Genomic DNA, 18,961 nt, shown 5'->3' with positions numbered 1-18,961 from the left:
CTATCCTCATCAGGCAAACACTTCGGCGTCGGCAAGTAACGGCGCCTTGAGGTCCTTGTCCGAAAGCTGAAACCCGCCAGCCAGCGAAGGCCATTCGATACCGATGGCGGGATCGTCGAAACGGATCGAGCGTTCATGCTCGGGCGAATAGGTGTCGGTGACCTTGTAGAGCACCTCGGTGTCGGGCACGAGCGTCACAAAGCCATGTGCGAAGCCCCTTGGCACCAGAATCTGGTTGCCATTTTCGGCCGAGATCTCGTGAGCCATCCATTTCCCAAAGCTTTTCGAACCGTGGCGAATGTCGACACAAACGTCCAGGATTCGACCGCGGATCACACGCAGCAACTTGTCCTGGGCGCGGGGCGCAAGCTGATAATGGAGCCCGCGCAAGACGCCTGCCGCCGCGGAATAGGAATGGTTGTCCTGGACGAAATGCAATTTTATCCCAGCCTGCGCGAAGCGCTCGGCACTATAGGTTTCCATGAAGAAACCACGTGCATCGCCATGCCGCTTTGGAACAATTTCCAGCACGCCTTCGAGGCCGAGGGACCTGATCTCCAAGGTTCAGCCCTCCGACAGATCGGCAACGCGCCGGCGCAGATAGGCGGCATATTCGTTTTTTCCCAACCGGGTTGCGCGTTGCAGCACTTGCTCTGCCGTCAGCCAGCCCTGCTCGAAGGCGATCTCCTCAGGACAAGCGACCTTGATGCCTTGCCGATGTTCGATCGTGCGCACGAAGGAAGACGCGTCGTTCAGACTGTCATGGGTCCCTGTGTCGAGCCAGGCATAGCCACGCCCCAGCCGGTGCACATGCAGCAGGCCGCGATCAAGATAGGCGTTGTTGACCGCCGTGATCTCGAGCTCGCCGCGGGCGGAAGGTTGAATGGACGAAGCGATGTCGACGACGGTGTTGTCGTAGAAATACAGCCCTGTGACGGCCCAGTTGGATCTCGGCTTTTGCGGCTTTTCCTCGATGGTGAGCGCGGTTCCGGTGGCCTTGTCGAAGGATACGACACCATACCGTTCAGGATCATCGACGCGGTAGGCGAACACCGAAGCGCCGGTGTCGCGCGCAGCGGCGGTGCGGCAAAGCTGCGACAGCCCGTCGCCAAAATAGATGTTGTCGCCCAGGATCATCGACACACTGTCCTTGGCGATAAAGTCGCGGCCGATGATGAAAGCTTCGGCAAGCCCATTGGGGTGCGGCTGCTCCGCATAGGAGATATCCAGCCCAAAATCCGATCCGTCGCCGAGCAATTCACGGAAAACGGGCAGATCTCGCGGCGTCGAAATAACCAGGATCTCGCGAATTTCCGCGAGCATCAGTACGCTCAGCGGATAGTAGATCATCGGCTTGTCGTATACCGGGAGAATTTGCTTGGAGACTGCCAGCGTCAGCGGATAAAGGCGTGTTCCACTACCTCCCGCAAGGATAATTCCTTTCAAGAAGCTCTCCCTGACATGCCCAAACCCCCTCGGCAGCAGTGGTAGCCATACTACACCTGGAAAAAGCTGATGCCAGCCCCGGCTTATATCCTAGAGTCGTTACCAAAATACGCCCGGTACCACTCGACGAACCGCCCTACCCCATCGGACACGGACGTGCCGGGGCGATAGCCGACGGCGTCTTGCAGAGCCGAGGTGTCGGCGAAGGTGTCCGGCACGTCGCCGGCCTGCAGCGGCAAGAGCTCGATGATGGCCTTGCGGCCGAGCGCGTCTTCCAGCGCCTCGACATAGGCGGTCAGCTTCACCGGATTGTTGTTGCCGATGTTGAAGATGCGCCAAGGCGCGATGCTCGTTGCCGGGTCCGGATGGCCGGAATCCCAGGCAGGGTTGCCGGCGGCAGGACTGTCGCTGGCTCGGATCACGCCTTCGGCGATGTCATCGATATAGGTGAAGTCGCGCGTGTGGTTGCCGTTGTTGAACAGCTTGATCGGCTCGCCGGCCAGGATGCTCCTGGTGAACAGGAACAGCGCCATGTCGGGACGCCCCCAGGGGCCGTACACCGTGAAGAAACGCAGCCCCGTGGTCGGCAGCCCGAACAAATGGCTGTAGCTGTGTGCCATCAGTTCGTTGGCGCGCTTGGTCGCGGCGTAGAACTGCAGCGGATGATCGGCCGGACGATGCTCGGAAAACGGCATGTCGGTGTTGGCGCCGTAAACGCTCGAGGTGCTGGCATAGGTCAGGTGCGCAATGCCGCCATTGCGGCAGGCCTCCAGCATGTTGGTGAAAGCGACGATGTTGCTTTCGACATAGGCGCGCGGGTTTTCCAAGCTGTAGCGCACCCCGGCCTGGGCGGCGAGGTGGATCACGCGGTCGAAGGCGTGGTCGGCAAAGCAGCCCTCCACGATGCCCCTGTCGGCAAGATTGCCGTGGATGAAATGATAGCCGGAATTGGTGCTTCGGCTTGTCTCGGCAAGCAACCGCAGCCGCGCCTGCTTGAGCGCCGGATCATAGTAATCGTTGACGCTGTCGATGCCGACAACCTTCTCGCCACGCTGCAGAAGCCGCCTGGCGACATGATAGCCTATGAAGCCGGCGGCGCCGGTGACCAGAACCTTCATCGGAAGCGTCCGCTTTCGGGAATGGACCCCTGACGTCTACGGTACGCCAAGCTTGCTGCAGATCTCAGGAGCGCTTCAGCAGCGACCACACGGCCGGCACAAGGCTGGCCGCCAGCGCAACCTTGATCAGGTCGCCGACGATGAACGGCACGACGCCGAACTGCCAGGACTTTTCCGGGCCGATGAGCAGCGCCAGCCAGGCAAAGCCCATCGCCATCATCACCACTTCGGCAACCAGCATCGCGTTGAAAAGCTTGATCGGGAGGCGATCCCAGCCGCGATCGGCGGCCCAGCCGACAATCGCTGCCATGACCACGAAGCCCGCGAGATAGCCACCCGTCGGGCCGACCATGTAGGCAAGGCCAATGCCCTTCTCAGGCGTGCCCTGGAAGACCGGGAAGCCCATCGCACCTTCCGCCATGTAGAGCAGCAGAGTGGCGACGCCGAGGCGCATGCCGAAGGCGGCGGCGATCAAGAGGACGGCGAGCGTCTGCATCGAGATATCAACGGGCCCCAGTACAACCTTGGTCTTGGCCGAGAGGGTCAAAAGCAGCGTTCCGGCGATCGCCAGGAAAAGCTGCGTTGCCAGTCGCGCCGCGCCTTCTTGCGGCAAAGCCAGAGAAACAAGTGGGCGCATCGTCGTTGCAGTTGCCATGGTCTTCCCCAATCCGGTCTGTCGCGATCCGATAATCGCGGTCTCAGCGTTTTCCTATATTGGCTTGCGTGCTATGCGGCAATCGGTTTTGCCGTTGCGGGAACAATGTGCCGATATGGCTCTCAAATTCGATACCAGCTTCGATCCGCACTACGGCCAGGGCGTGAACGTGGCGCCGGACGTGCAGCGCGTCACGGTCCGGAATCCCAGCCCCTTCACCTTTCACGGCACCAACAGCTATGTCGTAGGGCGCGACACGCTGGCGGTGATCGATCCCGGGCCGGAAGACGAGGCACATCTTCAGACCTTGCTCGACGTGATCGCCGGCAGGCCGGTCAGCCATATCTTCGTCAGCCACACGCATCGCGACCATTCCCCGCTGGCGGCCCGGCTGAAGGAGCGCACCGGGGCTTTGGTGATGGCGGAGGGGCCGCACCGGCCGGCAAGGCCGTTGCATATTGGTGAGACCAATGCGCTCGACGCCAGCGCCGATACCGCTTTCATTCCCGACATCGCGCTGCCTGACGGTTCGTTGGTCGCCGGCGACGGCTGGACGATCCGCGCGGTTCTCACCCCCGGCCACACCGCCAATCATGCGGTGTTCGCGCTGGAAGGAACCGGCATCCTGTTTTCGGCAGATCATGTGATGGCGTGGGCGACATCCATCGTCGCGCCGCCGGACGGGGCAATGGCCGACTACATGGCATCGCTGGACAGGCTGATCGCGCGAGACGACAGCCTGCTGCTGCCTGGCCATGGCGGGCCGGTGACGAAGCCGCGCGCTTTCATGCGCGGGCTGAAGACGCATCGCAAGATGCGCGAGCGGGCTATATTGGAGCGGGTCAGGGCCGGCGACCGGACGATTCCCGACATGGTCAAGGCAATCTATCGCGACACCGACCCCCGGCTGCATGGCGCCGCCGGACTGTCGGTGCTTGCCCATCTCGAGGATCTGGTGGCGCGCGGCATGGTGTCGACGGACGCCGCTCCCGCCATCGACGGCATTTTCACGCCGGCTCGATAGGCCGAGACCCCGCCACGACCTTGCACTGCCCTTCCCTCAGAACCGGCTGGACCGCTCTTCCGGTTGAGGCGACTTCAAACCCTGACAAGAGCATTCCGGATTGGCCGGAAGTCGTGCGGCGGTCTCCAGCGCGACCCGCGAGGCCGTCATGGACAGGTTCGGCAACACGTCCTCCTGCAGCAATTGCTGGCGATTGCGGTCCATATAGTCGTTGAAGCCTGCCGTCACGAACGCGCAAGGCACGAAACACGCGCCGATCTCTCGCGACAAGGTGGCCTCGGGGGCGATCGAATGGTTGAGCACATCCGCCCCCATGCTGCGGAACGCCAGGGCCTCGGCCGGGCTCGTCAGCCGCGGCCCGTAACAGTGGGCGGCCACCAATTGCTGTTCGATGCCATGAACACGGCATTCGGCTGGCCAATGACGGCGGGCGGTCTCGACCAGAACCGCCGCGCATCTTGGGCATACGATCTGCTTGCCCGAGCAGTCGAAGCTCTGGCGGCCAGGAAGCAGTGAAAACGGGGTCTGCGTCAGTTCGATGATATCGGCGTTCACCACCATGTCGCCGGGCTTGATCGCCTTGTTGACGGCGCCAATGGTCGAGCAGGACAGGACTTGCCGTACACCCGCTTGCATCAACACCCAGAACGCGCGGCGATGGCAGGAATGGTCGATATGGTCGCGAGGATTGCCGTGCGAATACATGCACAAGGCGCGCTTCTTTTTGCCTTCGGCGGTCATCGACGCATCGAACTCGAGCAGCTTCCAGTTGTCGGTGCGGCCGAAAGGCGTCTCAAAACTCATGTCGCGCTGCAAGGTGCGCACGCCATCGACCTGGATATCCTCCGGGAAGGCAAGCCCCCAGTTTGCCGACCCGGTGATGATCGCCAACCCCACCTGGGGTATGTCAGTCGGTTGATCCATCAGTTCGGCGGTTGCGTGATGATTGGCAGGCATATTTCCAGTCCCGGTCAGGATTTTTGGCGAAGGGTCACGATCAGGACAGCGACCACGACGATGGCGGTCCACAAGGTCGAGATTGCAGCGATGGTCGGATCGATCTGATCACGCAGCGACAGGAACATCAGCTTCGGCAGGGTGCTGTTGTGACCACCGGCGACGAAGATCGAAATAACGGACTCGTCGAGCGACGTCAGGAAGGCCATCAGTGTCGCCGACAACAGGCTGATTTGAAGTTGCGGAACGATTATTCCGCCGATGGCCCTCGCCCAGTCCGCGCCAAGGCTGCGTGCCGCCTGGACCTGGTTCCAGTCAAAGCGGGCCACGGCGGGCAACAGCACAATGCACGCCACCGGAATGGCCAGCACCACATGTCCGACCAGCACGCCGAACAGCGTTCCAACCAGGCCTTGCGCCGCCAGCACGAAGAAGAGGCCGATCGCAAGCAGGATTCCCGGGACGACGGAGGGGGCGAGCAGAACGCTTTGAATGGCTGAGGCGGTCTTTCCGCCAAGCCGGTTCATCGAGATGCAGGCCAGCAGCCCTAGGGGGACCGCGATCATCGCCGTCAAACTCCCAAGGATCAGGCTCGTCCTGAGTCCGGCCATCCATGTCGCCGAACCGAAGAAATTCTCGTACCAGCGCAGCGAGTATGCGCGCGGCGGAAATTCCAGAAGATCCGACGCCGAAAAGGAGAGCGGCACGACCACCAGCGTCGGCAACATCAAGAACGCCATCGCGAGCGCGGAAAAGCCCCACAGGAGGATGCGGGCCAGCCTGTTGTCCGGATAGGCTTCAAGCATGGACCGCACCGACTTTGTTGCGCGCCACTAGTCGCCGCGCCGCCAGGAACATCACACCGATCAGCGCCATGAGAACGAGCAGCAGAATGCCCAGGACGCTCGCCGAACCCCAATCCTGAAAGGTCGACAGCGTCCGCTCTATCCGGATGGAGAGAGGATTTACCTTGCCGCCGCCCAGCACCGCCGGCGTGATGAAGAAACCTATGGTGTAGATGAAAACGATCATCGAACCCGAGAAGATGCCGCCGGCCGAAAGGGGCAGAATGACGGTTCGGATCACTTGCCCGAGCGTGGCTCCCATGCTCGCCGACGCGCGAACAAGGTTGGCGTCGATATCGCGCATCGCGGCATAAACGGGCAGCAGGAAGAGCGGCAGCATGTAATGGACCATGCCGATCAGCGTTCCCGTGAAATTGTAGACCAGCGGCAATGGTTCCGTTGTCAGGCCCGAGCCCGTCAGAGCCGCGTTGATCAGGCCATCGCGCCGCAACAGCACCAGCCAGCCATAGGTGCGCACCAGAATGGAGGTCCACAACGGCAGCATGACGAAGGCCATCAGCAAATTGGCCACCCTTGGCCTGGCGCTGGCCAGAGCGAGCGCCAGGGGGGTGCCGAGAAGGATGCAGAACGCCAGCGTCCCCAAGGACAGCTCGACGGTCGTTATGAGTGCCGACCATGTCAGCCCACTCGAAAGCACCTTCTCATAATTGCCGACAGTGTACTCGCCCCCCGTGGTCAGGAAGGATTGCCGGATTATCCAGAGGATGGGCAGTATCGCCGCCAGTCCGACGATGAGAAGCGCCGGTAGCGAAAGCGCAAGGAAGAACCGACGCTCGCTTCGCGCATCGGCGGCGAGCGCGGGATCGGCGGCGATGGTCACGCTATCGCTCCCGGTATGGCGTGAACTTTCGCTGCCGATGCATACACGGTCACCCGCTGACCGGTGGCAAGCTCGGCGCAGCCGCCGGCAAGTGCCGACGGGATGCAGACAAGAACCTCCTGCCCACCCTCAGGTGCCAGCGTCAAAAGCCAGTTCTCGCCGCGAAACGCCTTGGCGTGCAGCATTCCTTCGAGCGCCACTGCGTCTGGCCCAGCGAGCTTCGCATCCAGATGGAAGCTTTCCGCGCGGATCATAAGGGTCTCGTGTGATGCATCGCCGCCGCCGATTGTGCGCACTGAGCCCGGGGCCAGAATATTGGCCTCGCCCATGAACTGCGCGACAAAGCGGGTCGATGGACAATCATAAATTCGCTGCGGCGTATCGATCTGCTGGATGCGGCCGGAATTCATCACCGCAACCCGATCGGACATGGTCAGCGCCTCGCGCTGGTCATGCGTCACATAGATCGTGGTGATCCCGAGATCATCGTGCAGACGCCTGATCTCGTACTGCATGGTTTCGCGCAGATTCCTGTCGAGCGCCGACAGCGGCTCGTCCATCAACATCACGCGTGGTTCGAAGACGATGGCCCGCGCCAGCGCCACCCGCTGGCGCTGGCCGCCGGACAACGCGGCAATGTTACGCTCCGCCAGGCCTTCCAGCTTCACGCGGGCCAAGGTGTCCAGCGCCCGCTGGCGGGCCTCCGCTTTCGGCGTCTTGCGCAGCGCCAACGGATATTCGACATTCGCCAGGACGTTCATGTGGGGAAACAGGGCATAGTTCTGGAACACGATGCCGATGTCGCGCTTGTTGGGGGCCAGGCGGGTGATGTCCCGATCCCCCAACAGGAGCTTGCCGGAATCGGGCCGGACAAACCCGGCCAGAGCCATGAGCAAAGTGGTCTTGCCCGACCCGGACGGCCCCAGCAAAGTGAGGAATTCGCCAGCCTGGACATCGAGCGAGACATCGTCCAGCGCGACGTAGGACCCATAGGCCTTGCGCACGCTGTCGATGGTGATCGGGAGCGACTTCATGATGGGCTCGAACGTCTAGGGCTGATGCACCATAGACTCAGCGGCTCATCATTTCATCGAAAGCCTTTTGGGCAGCCTCACCGTTCTTGACCCACCAGTCGGCGTTCGAAAACACCGAAGTGCCGGCGTTTTCAGGCGCCGTCGCCAGGGTCTTCAGACGATCTTCGGGGATAAGACCACCCGCATAGCCGGCAGGATTGACCGGACCATAGGCGATGAAGTCGGTCAGCTTCGCAACCCGTGCGGGTTGCGTCATCGCCGCGATGAGCTTCATGGCCGCTTCCTTGTTCGGCGCTCCCTTCGGCACCCCAAGGCAATCCGTCCCGATGACGGACCCTTTGAATGTGTAGTCGACCGCGCCGCCATCCGCCTTCACCGTCTGGGCTCGCCCATTCCAGGTAACGACCAGATCCGCCTCGCCGTCTTTCAGCAATTGCGCCGACTGCGCTCCGGAGGTCCACCACACCGAGACATTCGGTTTGATCGCTTCGAGCCGCTTGATGGCGCGCGCCAGGCCCTCGGGCGTGCTGAGCGTGGGATAGACGTCCGCCGGCGCGACGCCATCGGAGAGCAGCGCGATTTCGATCAAGTCCTGCGCATTGGCGCGCAGCGCGCGACGGCCCGGGAATTTGGCAACGTCCCAGAACTCCGCCCAGGTCTTAGGCGGGCTCTCGCCGTAGGTCTTGGTGCTCCACGACATGACGGTGCCATAGGAGTCGAACGGATAGCAGTAGTCGGACTTTGCGCCGGCCGGCACGGAGTTGGGATCGATGATCTTGTAATCAAGCGGCTCCAGCAGCGACTGTGCGGCCGCCTGCGCGCCTTCCGGTGAGCCGAGGTGGATGATGTCGGTGGTGACCGCGCCCGCGGTGCCCTGCATCTTCAGGGCAGCCAGGCCATCGCTCTGCGTCTCCTCGCGGACATCATAGCCAAGTTCCTTTGCGGCAGGGCCCCACATCGCCTCCTTCATGGCCTTGCCGTAGTCGCCGCCCGCGGTCGTGATGGTGACTGATTGGGCATAGACGGGCACGGCAGCCGAGACTGCGATAGCCGTCAGCAAAATGCGTAGTAGCCGGGACATGTGTTCTCCTCCAGGATTCGTCGAATATCGCCTTAAGTCGGCCTTTTTTCATAATCGTAACGTTACGATTACCGTGAAACACCTCAGAGTCAAGCGACTTTCAGGCAGGTCCATTAAATTTCATGGCGCCTGGATTTGACCCTCGGGTCGAATCCGGTAACGTTACGATGCCAAGCAAATCAGCCGGCGCTTTCGCGAATGAAGTCGGGCGACATGGCCAATCTAAAACAGATCGCGGCGGAACTTTCCCTTTCAGTGACAACCGTATCGCGTGCTCTGAAGGACGGGCCGGAGGTGCATCCCTCGACCGTGGCGCGCGTCAAGGAAGTGGCGAAGCGGGTCGGCTATGTTCCGAACCATCACGGCCGCGCGCTCAAGACCGGACAGACCCTGACGCTGACGGCGGTGCTGCCGATGGAGACACGCGACTACCTGTCGGATCTGGCGAAGCTTCCCTTGATTGAAGGCATGACGCTGGCGGCGCGGCAAGCGGGTTATAGTCTGTCCATCTATTCCACCACGCCCGACGACGATCCCGTCGAAAGCGTGCAGCGCCTGCTTCAGGCGCGCAGCGCGGACGGCCTGATCATCACGCGCATGGTCTCGGGCGATCCGCGCGTCAAGCTGCTACTGGATCAGGGGATACCGTTCGTCGCGTTTGGAAGGACCGACCTGGACGTTGCCTATCCCTATGTCGACATCGACAACGAGCAGATCGCCTATGAGGCGACCCGGCGGCTCATGGACAAGGGCTGTCGACGCATTGCCCTACAACTTCTCGTACAGAAGGATCAGGCGAGCGCCACGCGTCTCGCCGGCTATAGAAGGGCGATGGCCGAGGCCGGTCTCCCGATCGACCAATCGCTGATCGGTGACGGCACGTTCACAATGGAATCGAGCGCGGCCTGGTTCGATCGCCTGCTGGCGTCGTCAGATCCGCCGACGGGCTTGGCATGCGCCAACGAACTGGGCCTTCTGGGTGCGCTGCACGCTCTCGGCAGACGGGGTCTGGTGCCGGGCCGTGACATCCACATCGTCACCCGTGACAACACACATCTGGCGCGCTTCCTGCCGGCGAACATCGACGTTCATTCCGTCGACATGGCGGATGTCGGGTACAAACTTATCGAGGTCCTCGAGAGCCGGATCGCCAATCCGCTTGGACCGGTCGCGACGATCTTGCTGCAAGGCAGGTTCGAGCCGGCCGAATAGTCGGCTCTGAGACTGAAGCCGCATTTGTGCGGCACTGGCCAAATCCGCCTGGTTTCAAGATGTTCTGGACTTCACTCGGCCGGCGCCGCTCCGACTTGGCCGGCGACTTCCTGATCCAGTTCCGCCAGGAAGTCGGTGATGCGCTGGGCATTGTCGCCAAGGTCGTAGCGGCCGTAACGCGAGGCAGAGCGCATGTCGACGATGACCGTATCGCCATCGTCCATCACGCGGATCGCCACATCGGCCGGAAGGCCGAGCACGAAGCCCTTGGCGACGGCGGTGATGGTCACGTCGCTTTGCCCGGTAAGGTCGGGATAGGGCTCGGAAAGCTCCCAACTGCGTCGGTCGAGCACGGTTTCGACGGCATTGACGATGGTCTCGAATGGCAGGTCGTAGCTGCGCGCGGTGACCAGCGGATAGCTGTCGGCCTGCAGCCGCTGTTCGCCCGGCGTCGACGGAACAAGCACATTCATGTCCTTCGTCCGGTCGCTGACGTCGAGCGCAGGCGGATCATCGAAATCGGTCGTGATGTCCCTGAGCGGCGGATAGATCGTCGCCCAGTAGGCGGCAACGCCATAGGGGACCAGCACCAGCAGTGCCAGCAAGGCACCGACGGTCAGATCGCGGCCACCGCGGTCACCGAATTTCCATAGCCTCGAAAAGGCAAAGGCGGCAAACAGCAACGACAGCGCCGCCAGCAGCGCGACAATGCCCAGCACCCACAGGAACACCGGCGTTTCGACGAGATCGAAGCGGTGCCCGACGAAGTCGGTCAGCAAAAGCACCGCTGAAAATGCGCCGGTGCGCCGCGACCAGCCGGCAGCCTTCGACGTTCGCCGTTCGGGAATGCTAACCATTGTTCTCTGCGTTGCCCCAACCCGGACGGAGGTTTAGTGAATTTTCGCGGCGGCTTGAAGCCGAAACACGCAACATCCCGTCAATCCGTCGGCAACCGATAATCCCTGAACTGCTGGCGCAAGGTTGTTTTCTGGATCTTGCCGGTGGCGGTATGCGGTATTTCGCCGACGAAAGCGACATCGTCGGGCATCCACCATTTGGCCACCTTGCCATCCATGAAGCCCAAAATCTCCGCCTTGGTCGGTTCCTTGCCTGGCTTGGCAACGACGACCAACAAGGGCCGCTCGCCCCATTTCGAGTGATGGACGCCAATGGCCGCCGCTTCCGCCACGTCCGGATGGCCGACGGCCAGATTCTCGAGGTCGATGGTCGAAATCCATTCACCGCCGGACTTGATGACGTCCTTGGCCCGATCGGTGATCTGCATGTAGCCGCTGGCATCGATGTGAGCGACATCTCCGGTGTCGAACCAGCCGTCCTCGTCGAACTGCTCCGCGCCGACGCCACCGTAATAGGCGCGGGCGACGGCCGGGCCGCGCACCTTCAGGCGGCCAAAGGTCTTGCCATCCCAGGGTTGCGCATTGTTCTCGTCATCGGTCACCTTCATTTCGACACCGAAGGGCGGGTAGCCCTGCTTCTGCTTGACATCGAGCCGGGCCTCGCCCTGGAGATTCTCATATTCGGGCTTCAAGGTGCACAGCGTGCCGAGCGGCGACATCTCGGTCATGCCCCAGGCATGGATGACCTGGACGTCGTAATTGTCCTGGAACTTCGTCATGATCGCGCGCGGGCAGGACGAGCCGCCGATGACGACCTTGTTCAGATAGGGAAGCTTCTTGCCGGTCTCCTCCAGATATTGCAGCAGCATCATCCACACGGTCGGCACGGCGGCGCTGAAGGTTACCTTCTCGGTGTCGAGCAACTCGTAGATCGAGGCGCCGTCCATCTTGCAGCCGGGCATGACCAGCTTGGCGCCGATCATCGGGCCGCTCTGGGCAAGACCCCAGGCATTGGCGTGGAACATCGGCACCACCGGCAGGATCGTGTCGCGCGACGACAGGCCCATCGCGTCGGGCATGGCCGCGATCATGGCGTGCAGCACGTTCGAGCGGTGGCTGTAGACGACGCCCTTGGGGTCGCCCGTCGTGCCCGATGTGTAGCACATGCCGGCAGCGGTGCCTTCGTCGAAGGTCTTCCAGGCGAAATCGCCATCGACCTCATCAAGCCAGGCCTCATAGGCGACGGCGTTGGGCAAGGTCGTTTGCGGCATGTGCGCCTTTTCGGTCAGCACAATCACCTTTTTCAGCGATTTGACGGCTCCGGCGATCTTCTCCAGCAACGGTACGAAAGTGAGGTCGACGAAGACGGCCTTGTCCTCAGCATGGTTCATGATCCAGACGATCTGCTCGGGAAACAGGCGCGGATTGAGCGTATGATAGATCGCGCCGACGCCCATGATGCCGTACCAGGCCTCGATATGGCGTGCCGTGTTCCAGGCCAGCGTGGCTATGCGGTCGCCCAACCCGTAGCCGTCCCGCTCCAGCCGCTGGGCGACCTTGAGGGAACGACGGTGGATATCGGCATAGGTGGTGCGTACGATCGGTCCCTCGATCGAGCGCGACACGATCTCGCGCACCCCATGCTGCCGTTCAGCGTTGTCGATAAGCTTGTGGCACAGCAGCGGCCATTCCTGCATCAGCCCCAGCATCCCGTTCCTCCTCCCTCGCGCATTTTGCGTCATGGCTTTTGGCGCATTGTGAAGCGAACCGGCGGATTGTCCAGTCACCCGCTTGCGCGGGACACGAATTTCAGAGCCCGTGCCGCGACGGCAAGCGGTTGAATTCCGGCATGTTTTGGATTTCAGGCCGCGGATCCCTCGTGCCACCGAGATGGCAGGAGGGTCAAACCACCATTGTGGCGGCATTGTCTTGCGAAATGACCGGGAAATCCGCCACAATCCGGCCATCGTCCGCGTTAAGTTTCGTTAACGGGCAAAGGGGTGCGATTGGCGACTGAAAGAGGTTCGCATGGACACGCAGCTCGATGACAAAGTGCTTGAGAGCACACTTGCCGAAAGCCTGGCCGATCTGGGGCCGGACGAAAAGACTGTTTCCGAAGACGAATTTGTTGAAGTTGTCGGCGGCGCGCTCGAAGCGGTCGGCGGCACGCTGCTTTTTAAGATGTGCGTCCAGAACGCAGGAGAAGGCCAGCACGTCGCGGCCGCATCCGTCGGCGCTGGCGGCAATCGCCAATTCCTTCTGCTGACATTGCCGACCGGCGGCGGCTCGCTGAAAGTCGAGACCGTTTCGAGGAGCAGCAACCCGGTGGCGGGCATCGCGGCCGCCTATGCCGGACTGATGGACGCATTCAAGACCGCCGCCTGAGCCTCGGCGGACGCCCGAATGCGCTGTAGCGCCACGCCTCGGTGATTGGTGCGCCTGTTTTCGTGATGTGAACGGACCTTGCGCAGCAGCCCTACCCGCCACACCTTAGGGGGCGAGGTAAGGAGAAACCAGCATGGACAAGATCGCCAACCCGGCACCCGGCTTCCAGCGCAATCCCGACAAGATCATCACCATCGAGCCCTATATCGGCACCGTCACCGTGCGCGCCGGCGACACGGTCATCGCGTCATCCACCAAGGCCAAGGTGCTGACGGAGGCTCCCTATTCCCCGGCCTTCTACATTCCGTTCGCCGACATCGATTTCGACAAGCTCAGCAGCACGCAGCACTCGACCCATTGCCCCTATAAGGGCGACGCCAGTTATTGGAGCGTGCTGCCTGCCGGCGAAACCGGTCAGAATGCGATGTGGGCCTACGAGCGGCCTTTCGACGAAATGACCGAAATCCGCGATCACGGCGCGTTCTACGCCAGCAAGGTCAGCATCGAAGCCAAGCCGGCCTGAGCAGGCGTCAGTTCCAGCACATCTCTGCGAGATCAGTCGGTGGTGCCGTGATTGCCGGTGCCATCGGCATCGTCGAGGCGCACGAAAGTCATGCCCTTGTCCTTGAGCGCCAGCAGGCCCTGAACCACACCCTCGCCGGCAGCGTGTGTCGGCTGGTTGATGTGGGCGATGATGACGTCACCGTCCTTGGCCGCGGCGATACGCCTGGTGGTTTCCTTGGCGCCCAGCAGCGAGCCACCGTCGCCATTGATCGAGAAGCCCGCGATCTTGAAACCGAGCTTGCGGATCATCGCGATCGCCGAAGGGCTGTATTCGGCGGTCGCGCCACGGAACCATTTCGGTGCCGGCTCACCCGTTCTGGCAAGCGCCGCGGCCCCAGACTCGACCTCGGCCAGCACGGCCTCCGGGCTGCCGGCGCTCTTTATGCCATAGATCTTCTGCGGTGTGTCGACCGCCGGAATATGGCGCCCGCCGTGATTTTCCAATTCGAAAAGGTCGGGATGCGCCCGCATGATCTCGACGGCCGCGGCGTTCCGCTTCAGCCAGATGCCGGTGACGAAAATGGTGGCGGGGATCTTGTTTTCCACCAGCGCCGAGAGAATGCGTGTGTCGGTCTGTCCGCCGCAGGCATCGAGCGTCAGTGCAACGCGGCCGGCCCCACTTGCCGCGGGCTTGATGTGCAGCGTGGGTTCGACCAGCGGCGCGGCCTGGGCGCTGGCTACCATCGCCGCCGACATGGCGATCATGCAGAGATGTCTTTGCAGCAGACGCATCAAACCGAATTCCTGACTGGGGCAGCTCACCGTTTCACGGCGACCTGCTCCAACTCTTTGTGTTGGAGCAGCGATTTCAAGCCGCCATTCCAAGACCTGCATGAAGGCGGAAATCGGGACGATGGATAGCAGAAAAATGCCTGGCGCGGCAATTTGACCGCCCGCCTGGTTGCAGGAGCCATCCGATAGCCCTCAACGATCGATCGCCGTTCAGACAGCGCGTTCCCGCTTCATCTCGGTGCGCGCCAGCAGCTCGCGCGCCGCTTCGACGACAGGCTTCACCTCCAGGCGCCACACGCAGCACGCCTTGCTGGGGTCCTTTGGGCGGCACAGGCCGCTCGCCACGCAGTCGCACGGCATCGGCGGCCGAAGCGCGATGCTGGGCACGCCGACAGGCCCCCAGCGCGATGGATGCGTCAGGCCGAAAAGCCCGACAATCGCCGTGCCCGTGGCGGCGGCCATATGCATCGGGCCGCTCTCATTGCCAAGAAACAGCCGCGCCTGTTTCAGGACAGCCAGCAAGGTCTCGAGCGATAGCGACCCGACGAGGTCGACGACCGGCGCCGCCGTCCTGGCGATGATCTGCGCGGCGGCCTCGCGTTCGTCCGGCCCTCCCACCAGGGCAATGCCCAATCCGCTGTCGGCCACGATCTCGTCGATGGCCTCGGCAAACCGTTCCGGCTGCCATTGCCGGCCCTTGAAGCTCGCGCCGGCATGCACGGCGATGAAGCCGTTTGGGTTGAGATGGTGCCTGCCCAGAAGCGCCAGCGCTTTCAAGGTCTCTGATGGCAGCGGCTGAATGCTCGGCACCGTCACGCGCAGATCGAGGCCGAGCGCCTCGAGGGGCGAAAGATAGCGATAGACAAAATGCTGGCCACCAAACCCCTGTGGTTTTGCAAACAGATTGGCGGGTTGCCGCTCCAGCAGCTTCAGGGGCCTTTCGGGAGGATTGTAGCCGACGCGCGTCTTTGCGTTGACGAGCCCGCTGACGAGGCGCGAGGTCTTGGAATCGGTCAGGTCGATTGTCAGATCGAAACGGAAACCGCGCAACTCCCGCACCATGGCATAGAGCTCTTTAGCGCGCTCCAGTGGGGTGCCGCGCATGCGGGCCCGGCTGAACGTGACCACTTCGGAGGCGATGCCATGCGCGACCACAAAGCTTTTGAAACGCGCTTCGCAAAGGAGGACGATCCTGGCACCGGGAAATTCGAGCTGCAGGTTCCTGGCGAGCGTCGAGGCGAGGACGATATCGCCGATGAACTTCGTTTGAATGACCAGGATCGAGCGGAACGGCGCGGGTGAGATCTGCAACATGTGATTCCACGGACAATTGGCGGGCGATCCGCAAATTGGGCAGGAACAATGTCGAGATTACGCAATGTCTTCAGCACGTTCACGTGAGGTTTCATACAAAACCGTAAGCTTTGATCTCCCTATCCGCGCCCCGTCTTGGCCACCAGTACCGCGGCCTGCGCGGCCGCCAGCCTGGCGATCGGCACGCGATAGGGCGAACACGAGACATAGTCGAGCCCGACCTCCTCACAGAAACGGATCGAAGCGGGATCGCCGCCATGTTCGCCGCAGATGCCGAGCTTGATCTCCGGCCGCGTCGCCCTGCCCTTTTGTGCGGCCATGCGCACCAGTTCGCCGACGCCTTCTATGTCGAGCGAGACGAATGGATCCTGCTCGATGATGCCCTTCTTGCGGTAGGTTTCCAGGAACGAGGCCGCATCGTCGCGTGAGATGCCGAAAGTGGTCTGGGTAAGATCGTTGGTGCCGAAGGAGAAGAACTCGGCAGTAGCGGCGATGACATGGGCGCGGATCGCCGCGCGCGGCAGTTCGATCATGGTGCCTGTGAGGTACTCGATCTTGACGCCGCTCTCCTCCATGACGCTCTTGGCGACCGCATCGATGCGCGCTTTGACGTAATCCAATTCCTTCACCAGGCCGACCAGCGGCACCATGATCTCGGGAACCACCAGAGCGCCCGCCTTCTTGCCGGCCTCGACGGCGGCCTCGAAAATGGCGCGTGCCTGCATCTCGGCAATCTCGGGATAGGAGACGGCCAGCCGGCAGCCGCGATGGCCGAGCATCGGGTTGAATTCGTGCAGCGCCTCGGTGCGCTGCCTGAGCTTGTCGGGCGAGACGTTCATGGCGGCCGCGACCTCGGCGATTTCGGCCTCGGTCTTGGGCAGGAATTCGTGCAGCGGCGGATCGAGCAGGCGGATCGTCACCGGCAGGCCGGCCATGATCTCGAACAGTTCGAGGAAGTCAGAGCGCTGCATGGGCAGAAGCTTGGCAAGGGCGGCGCGCCGGTCCTTCTCGGTGTCGGCCAGGATCATCTCGCGCATGGCGACGATGCGGGCGCCGTCGAAGAACATGTGCTCGGTGCGGCAAAGCCCGATGCCTTCGGCGCCGAAGGAGCGCGCCATGCGGGCATCGAGTGGGGTTTCGGCGTTGGTGCGCACCTTCATGCGGCGCACGGCGTCCGCCCATTCCATGATGGCGGCGAAATCGCCGGACAGTTCCGGCTGCAGCATGGCCACGGCGCCCTTCAGCACCTGGCCGTTGCCCCCGTCGATGGTGATGATGTCGCCCTTGCGGAAGGTCTGCCCCATCGAGAGCAGCGTGCCGGCCTTGTAGTCGACGCGCAGCGAGCCGGCGCCCGAGACGCAAGGCTTGCCCATGCCGCGCGCGACGACGGCGGCGTGGCTGGTCATGCCGCCGCGCGTGGTCAGGATGCCTTCCGCCGCATGCATGCCGTGGATGTCCTCGGGGCTGGTCTCGATGCGCACCAGGATCGCCTTGCGGCCTTGTGCCTTGAGGTCCTCGGCATCGCCGGAGGAGAAGACGATCTCGCCGGTGGCGGCGCCGGGCGACGCCGGCAAGCCGACGCCGATGACGTCACGCGCGGCCTTCGGATCGATGGTCGGGTGCAGCAACTGGTCGAGCGAGGCCGGATCGATGCGGGCGACGGCTTCTTCTTTCGTGATCAGGCCGTCCCTGGCCATTTCGACGGCAATCTTCAGCGCCGCCTTGGCGGTGCGCTTGCCTGACCGGGTCTGCAGCATCCACAACTTGCCGCGCTCGATGGTGAATTCGAGGTCCTGCATGTCGCGGTAGTGCTTTTCCAGACTGTCGGAGATGGTGACGAAAGACTGGAAGGCGTCCGGCATCAACTTCTGCAGCGACGGCTTGTCGGAGCCGGCGGCGATGCGGGCCGCCTCGGTGATGTTCTGCGGCGTGCGGATGCCGGCGACGACATCCTCGCCCTGCGCGTTGACCAGGAACTCGCCATAAAGCTGCTTTTCGCCGGTCGACGGGTTGCGGGTAAAGGCAACGCCGGTGGCTGAAGTCTCGCCCATATTGCCGAACACCATGGCCTGGACGTTGACCGCCGTGCCCCAGCTTTCGGGAATATCGTGCAGACGCCGGTAGGTGATGGCACGGTTGTTCATCCAACTTGAGAACACGGCGCCGATGGCGCCCCAGAGCTGCTCTTGCGGATCCTGCGGGAACGGCCTGCCGAGTTCTTCCTCGACCTTGGCCTTGTAGAGCGCGATCACGCCTTGCCATTCGATGGCCGTCAGTTCGGTGTCGAGCTCATGGCCGAGGCTGGCCTTCTGGTCTTCGAGTATCTCTTCGAATACCTCGTGATCGAGACCCATGACCACGTCGGAATACATCTGGATGAAGCGGCGGTAGCTGTCATAGGCAAAGCGCGCATCGCCGGAATCGCTGGCCAGGGCCTCAACGGTCTCGTCGTTAAGGCCGAGATTGAGCACGGTGTCCATCATGCCGGGCATCGAGGCGCGGGCTCCGGAGCGTACCGACACCAGCAGCAGCTTAGATGGATCGCCGAACCGGCGGCCGGTCAGCCGGCCGATGTGATCGAGCGCCACCGCCACGTCGGCTTCCAACCCCGCTGGATAGGCGCGGCCATTGGCATAGTAGGCATTGCAGACCTCGGTGGTGATGGTGAAACCCGGCGGCACCGGCAGGCCCAGGCTGCACATCTCGGCCAGGTTGGCGCCCTTGCCGCCCAGCAGATTCTTGTCGCCGGCACGGCCTTCCGCCGCACCATCGCCAAAGGTGAAAACCCATTTGGTCATGCTTTGCTCTCCGGTTGCAGGGGATTGGAAAGATTGGCGAAACGGAAAGTTCCGCCCTGCTCCGACTTTGGAGCGATATGATGCTGCAGTGCGAAAGG

General features: G+C 62.5%; 18 protein-coding genes. 4 read left to right on the top strand and 14 right to left on the bottom strand.

What is annotated here, in order from left to right; translation table 11 throughout:
* Positions 1-9: 9 nt before the first annotated feature.
* The 4 genes from rfbC to AC04SF_RS04130 all read right to left on the bottom strand — a co-directional run bounded on the left by rfbC (position 10) and on the right by AC04SF_RS04130 (position 3,219).
* Positions 10-561: a dTDP-4-dehydrorhamnose 3,5-epimerase gene (gene rfbC / locus AC04SF_RS04145; protein WP_488476616.1), complete on the bottom strand. Its 552-nt coding sequence runs from the start codon at positions 559-561 to the stop codon at positions 10-12.
* A gap of 3 nt (positions 562-564) precedes the next feature.
* Positions 565-1,446 carry a glucose-1-phosphate thymidylyltransferase RfbA gene (gene rfbA / locus AC04SF_RS04140; protein WP_096456060.1) on the bottom strand — a complete coding sequence of 294 codons (882 nt, stop codon included), beginning with the start codon at positions 1,444-1,446 and terminating at the stop codon, positions 565-567.
* 83 nt (positions 1,447-1,529) lie between these two features.
* Positions 1,530-2,564 carry an NAD-dependent epimerase gene (locus AC04SF_RS04135; protein ID WP_488476615.1) on the bottom strand — a complete coding sequence of 345 codons (1,035 nt, stop codon included), beginning with the start codon at positions 2,562-2,564 and terminating at the stop codon, positions 1,530-1,532.
* Positions 2,565-2,628: 64 nt separating this feature from the next.
* Entirely contained in the window at positions 2,629-3,219 is a 591-nt protein-coding gene (locus AC04SF_RS04130) for a biotin transporter BioY (RefSeq protein ID WP_488476614.1), read from the bottom strand.
* A gap of 115 nt (positions 3,220-3,334) precedes the next feature.
* Here AC04SF_RS04130 and AC04SF_RS04125 point away from each other — a divergent pair, with 115 nt between their 5' ends.
* Positions 3,335-4,243: an MBL fold metallo-hydrolase gene (locus AC04SF_RS04125; protein ID WP_096458994.1), complete on the top strand. Its 909-nt coding sequence runs from the start codon at positions 3,335-3,337 to the stop codon at positions 4,241-4,243.
* 36 nt (positions 4,244-4,279) lie between these two features.
* Here the strand turns inward: AC04SF_RS04125 and AC04SF_RS04120 are convergent, their stop codons facing one another.
* From AC04SF_RS04120 to AC04SF_RS04100, 5 genes are read right to left on the bottom strand one after another with little or no spacing between them, the layout of a single operon-like run.
* Positions 4,280-5,200 carry a phosphorylase family protein gene (locus tag AC04SF_RS04120; protein ID WP_488476613.1) on the bottom strand — a complete coding sequence of 307 codons (921 nt, stop codon included), beginning with the start codon at positions 5,198-5,200 and terminating at the stop codon, positions 4,280-4,282.
* A 14-nt stretch (positions 5,201-5,214) separates the two neighbouring features.
* A complete protein-coding gene (locus tag AC04SF_RS04115; RefSeq protein ID WP_488476612.1) occupies positions 5,215-6,006 on the bottom strand; it encodes an ABC transporter permease in 792 nt (263 codons plus the stop codon).
* On the bottom strand, positions 5,999-6,886 hold the full coding sequence (locus AC04SF_RS04110; RefSeq protein WP_488476611.1) for an ABC transporter permease: 888 nt from the start codon (positions 6,884-6,886) through the stop codon (positions 5,999-6,001). Before AC04SF_RS04110 ends, AC04SF_RS04115 begins: the two co-directional genes overlap by 8 nt.
* Positions 6,883-7,920, bottom strand: coding sequence for an ABC transporter ATP-binding protein (locus AC04SF_RS04105; protein ID WP_488476610.1), 1,038 nt, complete (start codon positions 7,918-7,920; stop codon positions 6,883-6,885). The genes AC04SF_RS04110 and AC04SF_RS04105 overlap by 4 nt, the downstream gene beginning before the upstream one ends.
* A gap of 37 nt (positions 7,921-7,957) precedes the next feature.
* Positions 7,958-9,001: an ABC transporter substrate-binding protein gene (locus AC04SF_RS04100; protein ID WP_488476609.1), complete on the bottom strand. Its 1,044-nt coding sequence runs from the start codon at positions 8,999-9,001 to the stop codon at positions 7,958-7,960.
* Between the two features lie 198 nt (positions 9,002-9,199).
* Between AC04SF_RS04100 and AC04SF_RS04095 the strand changes: the two genes are divergently transcribed.
* Entirely contained in the window at positions 9,200-10,213 is a 1,014-nt protein-coding gene (locus AC04SF_RS04095; RefSeq protein WP_488476608.1) for a LacI family DNA-binding transcriptional regulator, read from the top strand.
* A gap of 71 nt (positions 10,214-10,284) precedes the next feature.
* Here AC04SF_RS04095 and AC04SF_RS04090 read toward each other — a convergent pair whose 3' ends face one another.
* Positions 10,285-11,070, bottom strand: coding sequence for a DUF1499 domain-containing protein (locus AC04SF_RS04090; RefSeq protein ID WP_096456044.1), 786 nt, complete (start codon positions 11,068-11,070; stop codon positions 10,285-10,287).
* A gap of 80 nt (positions 11,071-11,150) precedes the next feature.
* A complete protein-coding gene (locus tag AC04SF_RS04085) occupies positions 11,151-12,779 on the bottom strand; it encodes a fatty-acid--CoA ligase (RefSeq protein ID WP_488476607.1) in 1,629 nt (542 codons plus the stop codon).
* 319 nt (positions 12,780-13,098) lie between these two features.
* Between AC04SF_RS04085 and AC04SF_RS04080 the strand changes: the two genes are divergently transcribed.
* The gene (locus AC04SF_RS04080) at positions 13,099-13,455 is read left to right on the top strand and encodes a hypothetical protein (RefSeq protein WP_096456040.1); all 357 of its coding nucleotides are present in this window, start codon (positions 13,099-13,101) and stop codon (positions 13,453-13,455) included.
* Positions 13,456-13,588: 133 nt separating this feature from the next.
* On the top strand, positions 13,589-13,978 hold the full coding sequence (locus tag AC04SF_RS04075) for a DUF427 domain-containing protein (RefSeq protein ID WP_096456038.1): 390 nt from the start codon (positions 13,589-13,591) through the stop codon (positions 13,976-13,978).
* 32 nt (positions 13,979-14,010) lie between these two features.
* Here the strand turns inward: AC04SF_RS04075 and AC04SF_RS04070 are convergent, their stop codons facing one another.
* The 3 genes from AC04SF_RS04070 to ppdK all read right to left on the bottom strand — a co-directional run bounded on the left by AC04SF_RS04070 (position 14,011) and on the right by ppdK (position 18,863).
* Positions 14,011-14,751, bottom strand: a complete 741-nt coding sequence (locus tag AC04SF_RS04070) for a polysaccharide deacetylase family protein (RefSeq protein ID WP_096456036.1) — start codon at positions 14,749-14,751, stop codon at positions 14,011-14,013.
* Between the two features lie 210 nt (positions 14,752-14,961).
* Complete coding sequence (locus AC04SF_RS04065; protein WP_488476606.1) at positions 14,962-16,065, bottom strand: glycosyltransferase family 9 protein; 1,104 nt, start codon at positions 16,063-16,065, stop codon at positions 14,962-14,964.
* Positions 16,066-16,184: 119 nt separating this feature from the next.
* Positions 16,185-18,863: a pyruvate, phosphate dikinase gene (gene ppdK, locus AC04SF_RS04060; protein ID WP_488476605.1), complete on the bottom strand. Its 2,679-nt coding sequence runs from the start codon at positions 18,861-18,863 to the stop codon at positions 16,185-16,187.
* Between the last annotated feature and the right edge of the window lie 98 nt (positions 18,864-18,961).

It is taken from the genome of Mesorhizobium sp. CNPSo 4671 (genome assembly GCF_057784245.1).
This window is presented reverse-complemented; position numbering and strand designations above follow the sequence as displayed.

Bases quoted from the DNA above. Each gene is read 5' to 3' on its own strand.
- ppdK (WP_488476605.1), bottom strand. From the start codon at position 18,863: ATGACCAAATGGGTTTTCACCTTTGGCGATGGTGCGGCGGAAGGCCGT.
- AC04SF_RS04080 (WP_096456040.1), top strand. From the start codon at position 13,099: ATGGACACGCAGCTCGATGACAAAGTGCTTGAGAGCACACTTGCCGAA.
- AC04SF_RS04065 (WP_488476606.1), bottom strand. From the start codon at position 16,065: ATGTTGCAGATCTCACCCGCGCCGTTCCGCTCGATCCTGGTCATTCAA.
- AC04SF_RS04100 (WP_488476609.1), bottom strand. From the start codon at position 9,001: ATGTCCCGGCTACTACGCATTTTGCTGACGGCTATCGCAGTCTCGGCT.
- AC04SF_RS04085 (WP_488476607.1), bottom strand. From the start codon at position 12,779: ATGCTGGGGCTGATGCAGGAATGGCCGCTGCTGTGCCACAAGCTTATC.
- AC04SF_RS04070 (WP_096456036.1), bottom strand. From the start codon at position 14,751: ATGCGTCTGCTGCAAAGACATCTCTGCATGATCGCCATGTCGGCGGCG.
- AC04SF_RS04135 (WP_488476615.1), bottom strand. From the start codon at position 2,564: ATGAAGGTTCTGGTCACCGGCGCCGCCGGCTTCATAGGCTATCATGTC.
- AC04SF_RS04115 (WP_488476612.1), bottom strand. From the start codon at position 6,006: ATGCTTGAAGCCTATCCGGACAACAGGCTGGCCCGCATCCTCCTGTGG.
- AC04SF_RS04120 (WP_488476613.1), bottom strand. From the start codon at position 5,200: ATGCCTGCCAATCATCACGCAACCGCCGAACTGATGGATCAACCGACT.
- AC04SF_RS04095 (WP_488476608.1), top strand. From the start codon at position 9,200: ATGAAGTCGGGCGACATGGCCAATCTAAAACAGATCGCGGCGGAACTT.
- AC04SF_RS04075 (WP_096456038.1), top strand. From the start codon at position 13,589: ATGGACAAGATCGCCAACCCGGCACCCGGCTTCCAGCGCAATCCCGAC.
- AC04SF_RS04105 (WP_488476610.1), bottom strand. From the start codon at position 7,920: ATGAAGTCGCTCCCGATCACCATCGACAGCGTGCGCAAGGCCTATGGG.
- AC04SF_RS04090 (WP_096456044.1), bottom strand. From the start codon at position 11,070: ATGGTTAGCATTCCCGAACGGCGAACGTCGAAGGCTGCCGGCTGGTCG.
- AC04SF_RS04130 (WP_488476614.1), bottom strand. From the start codon at position 3,219: ATGGCAACTGCAACGACGATGCGCCCACTTGTTTCTCTGGCTTTGCCG.
- AC04SF_RS04125 (WP_096458994.1), top strand. From the start codon at position 3,335: ATGGCTCTCAAATTCGATACCAGCTTCGATCCGCACTACGGCCAGGGC.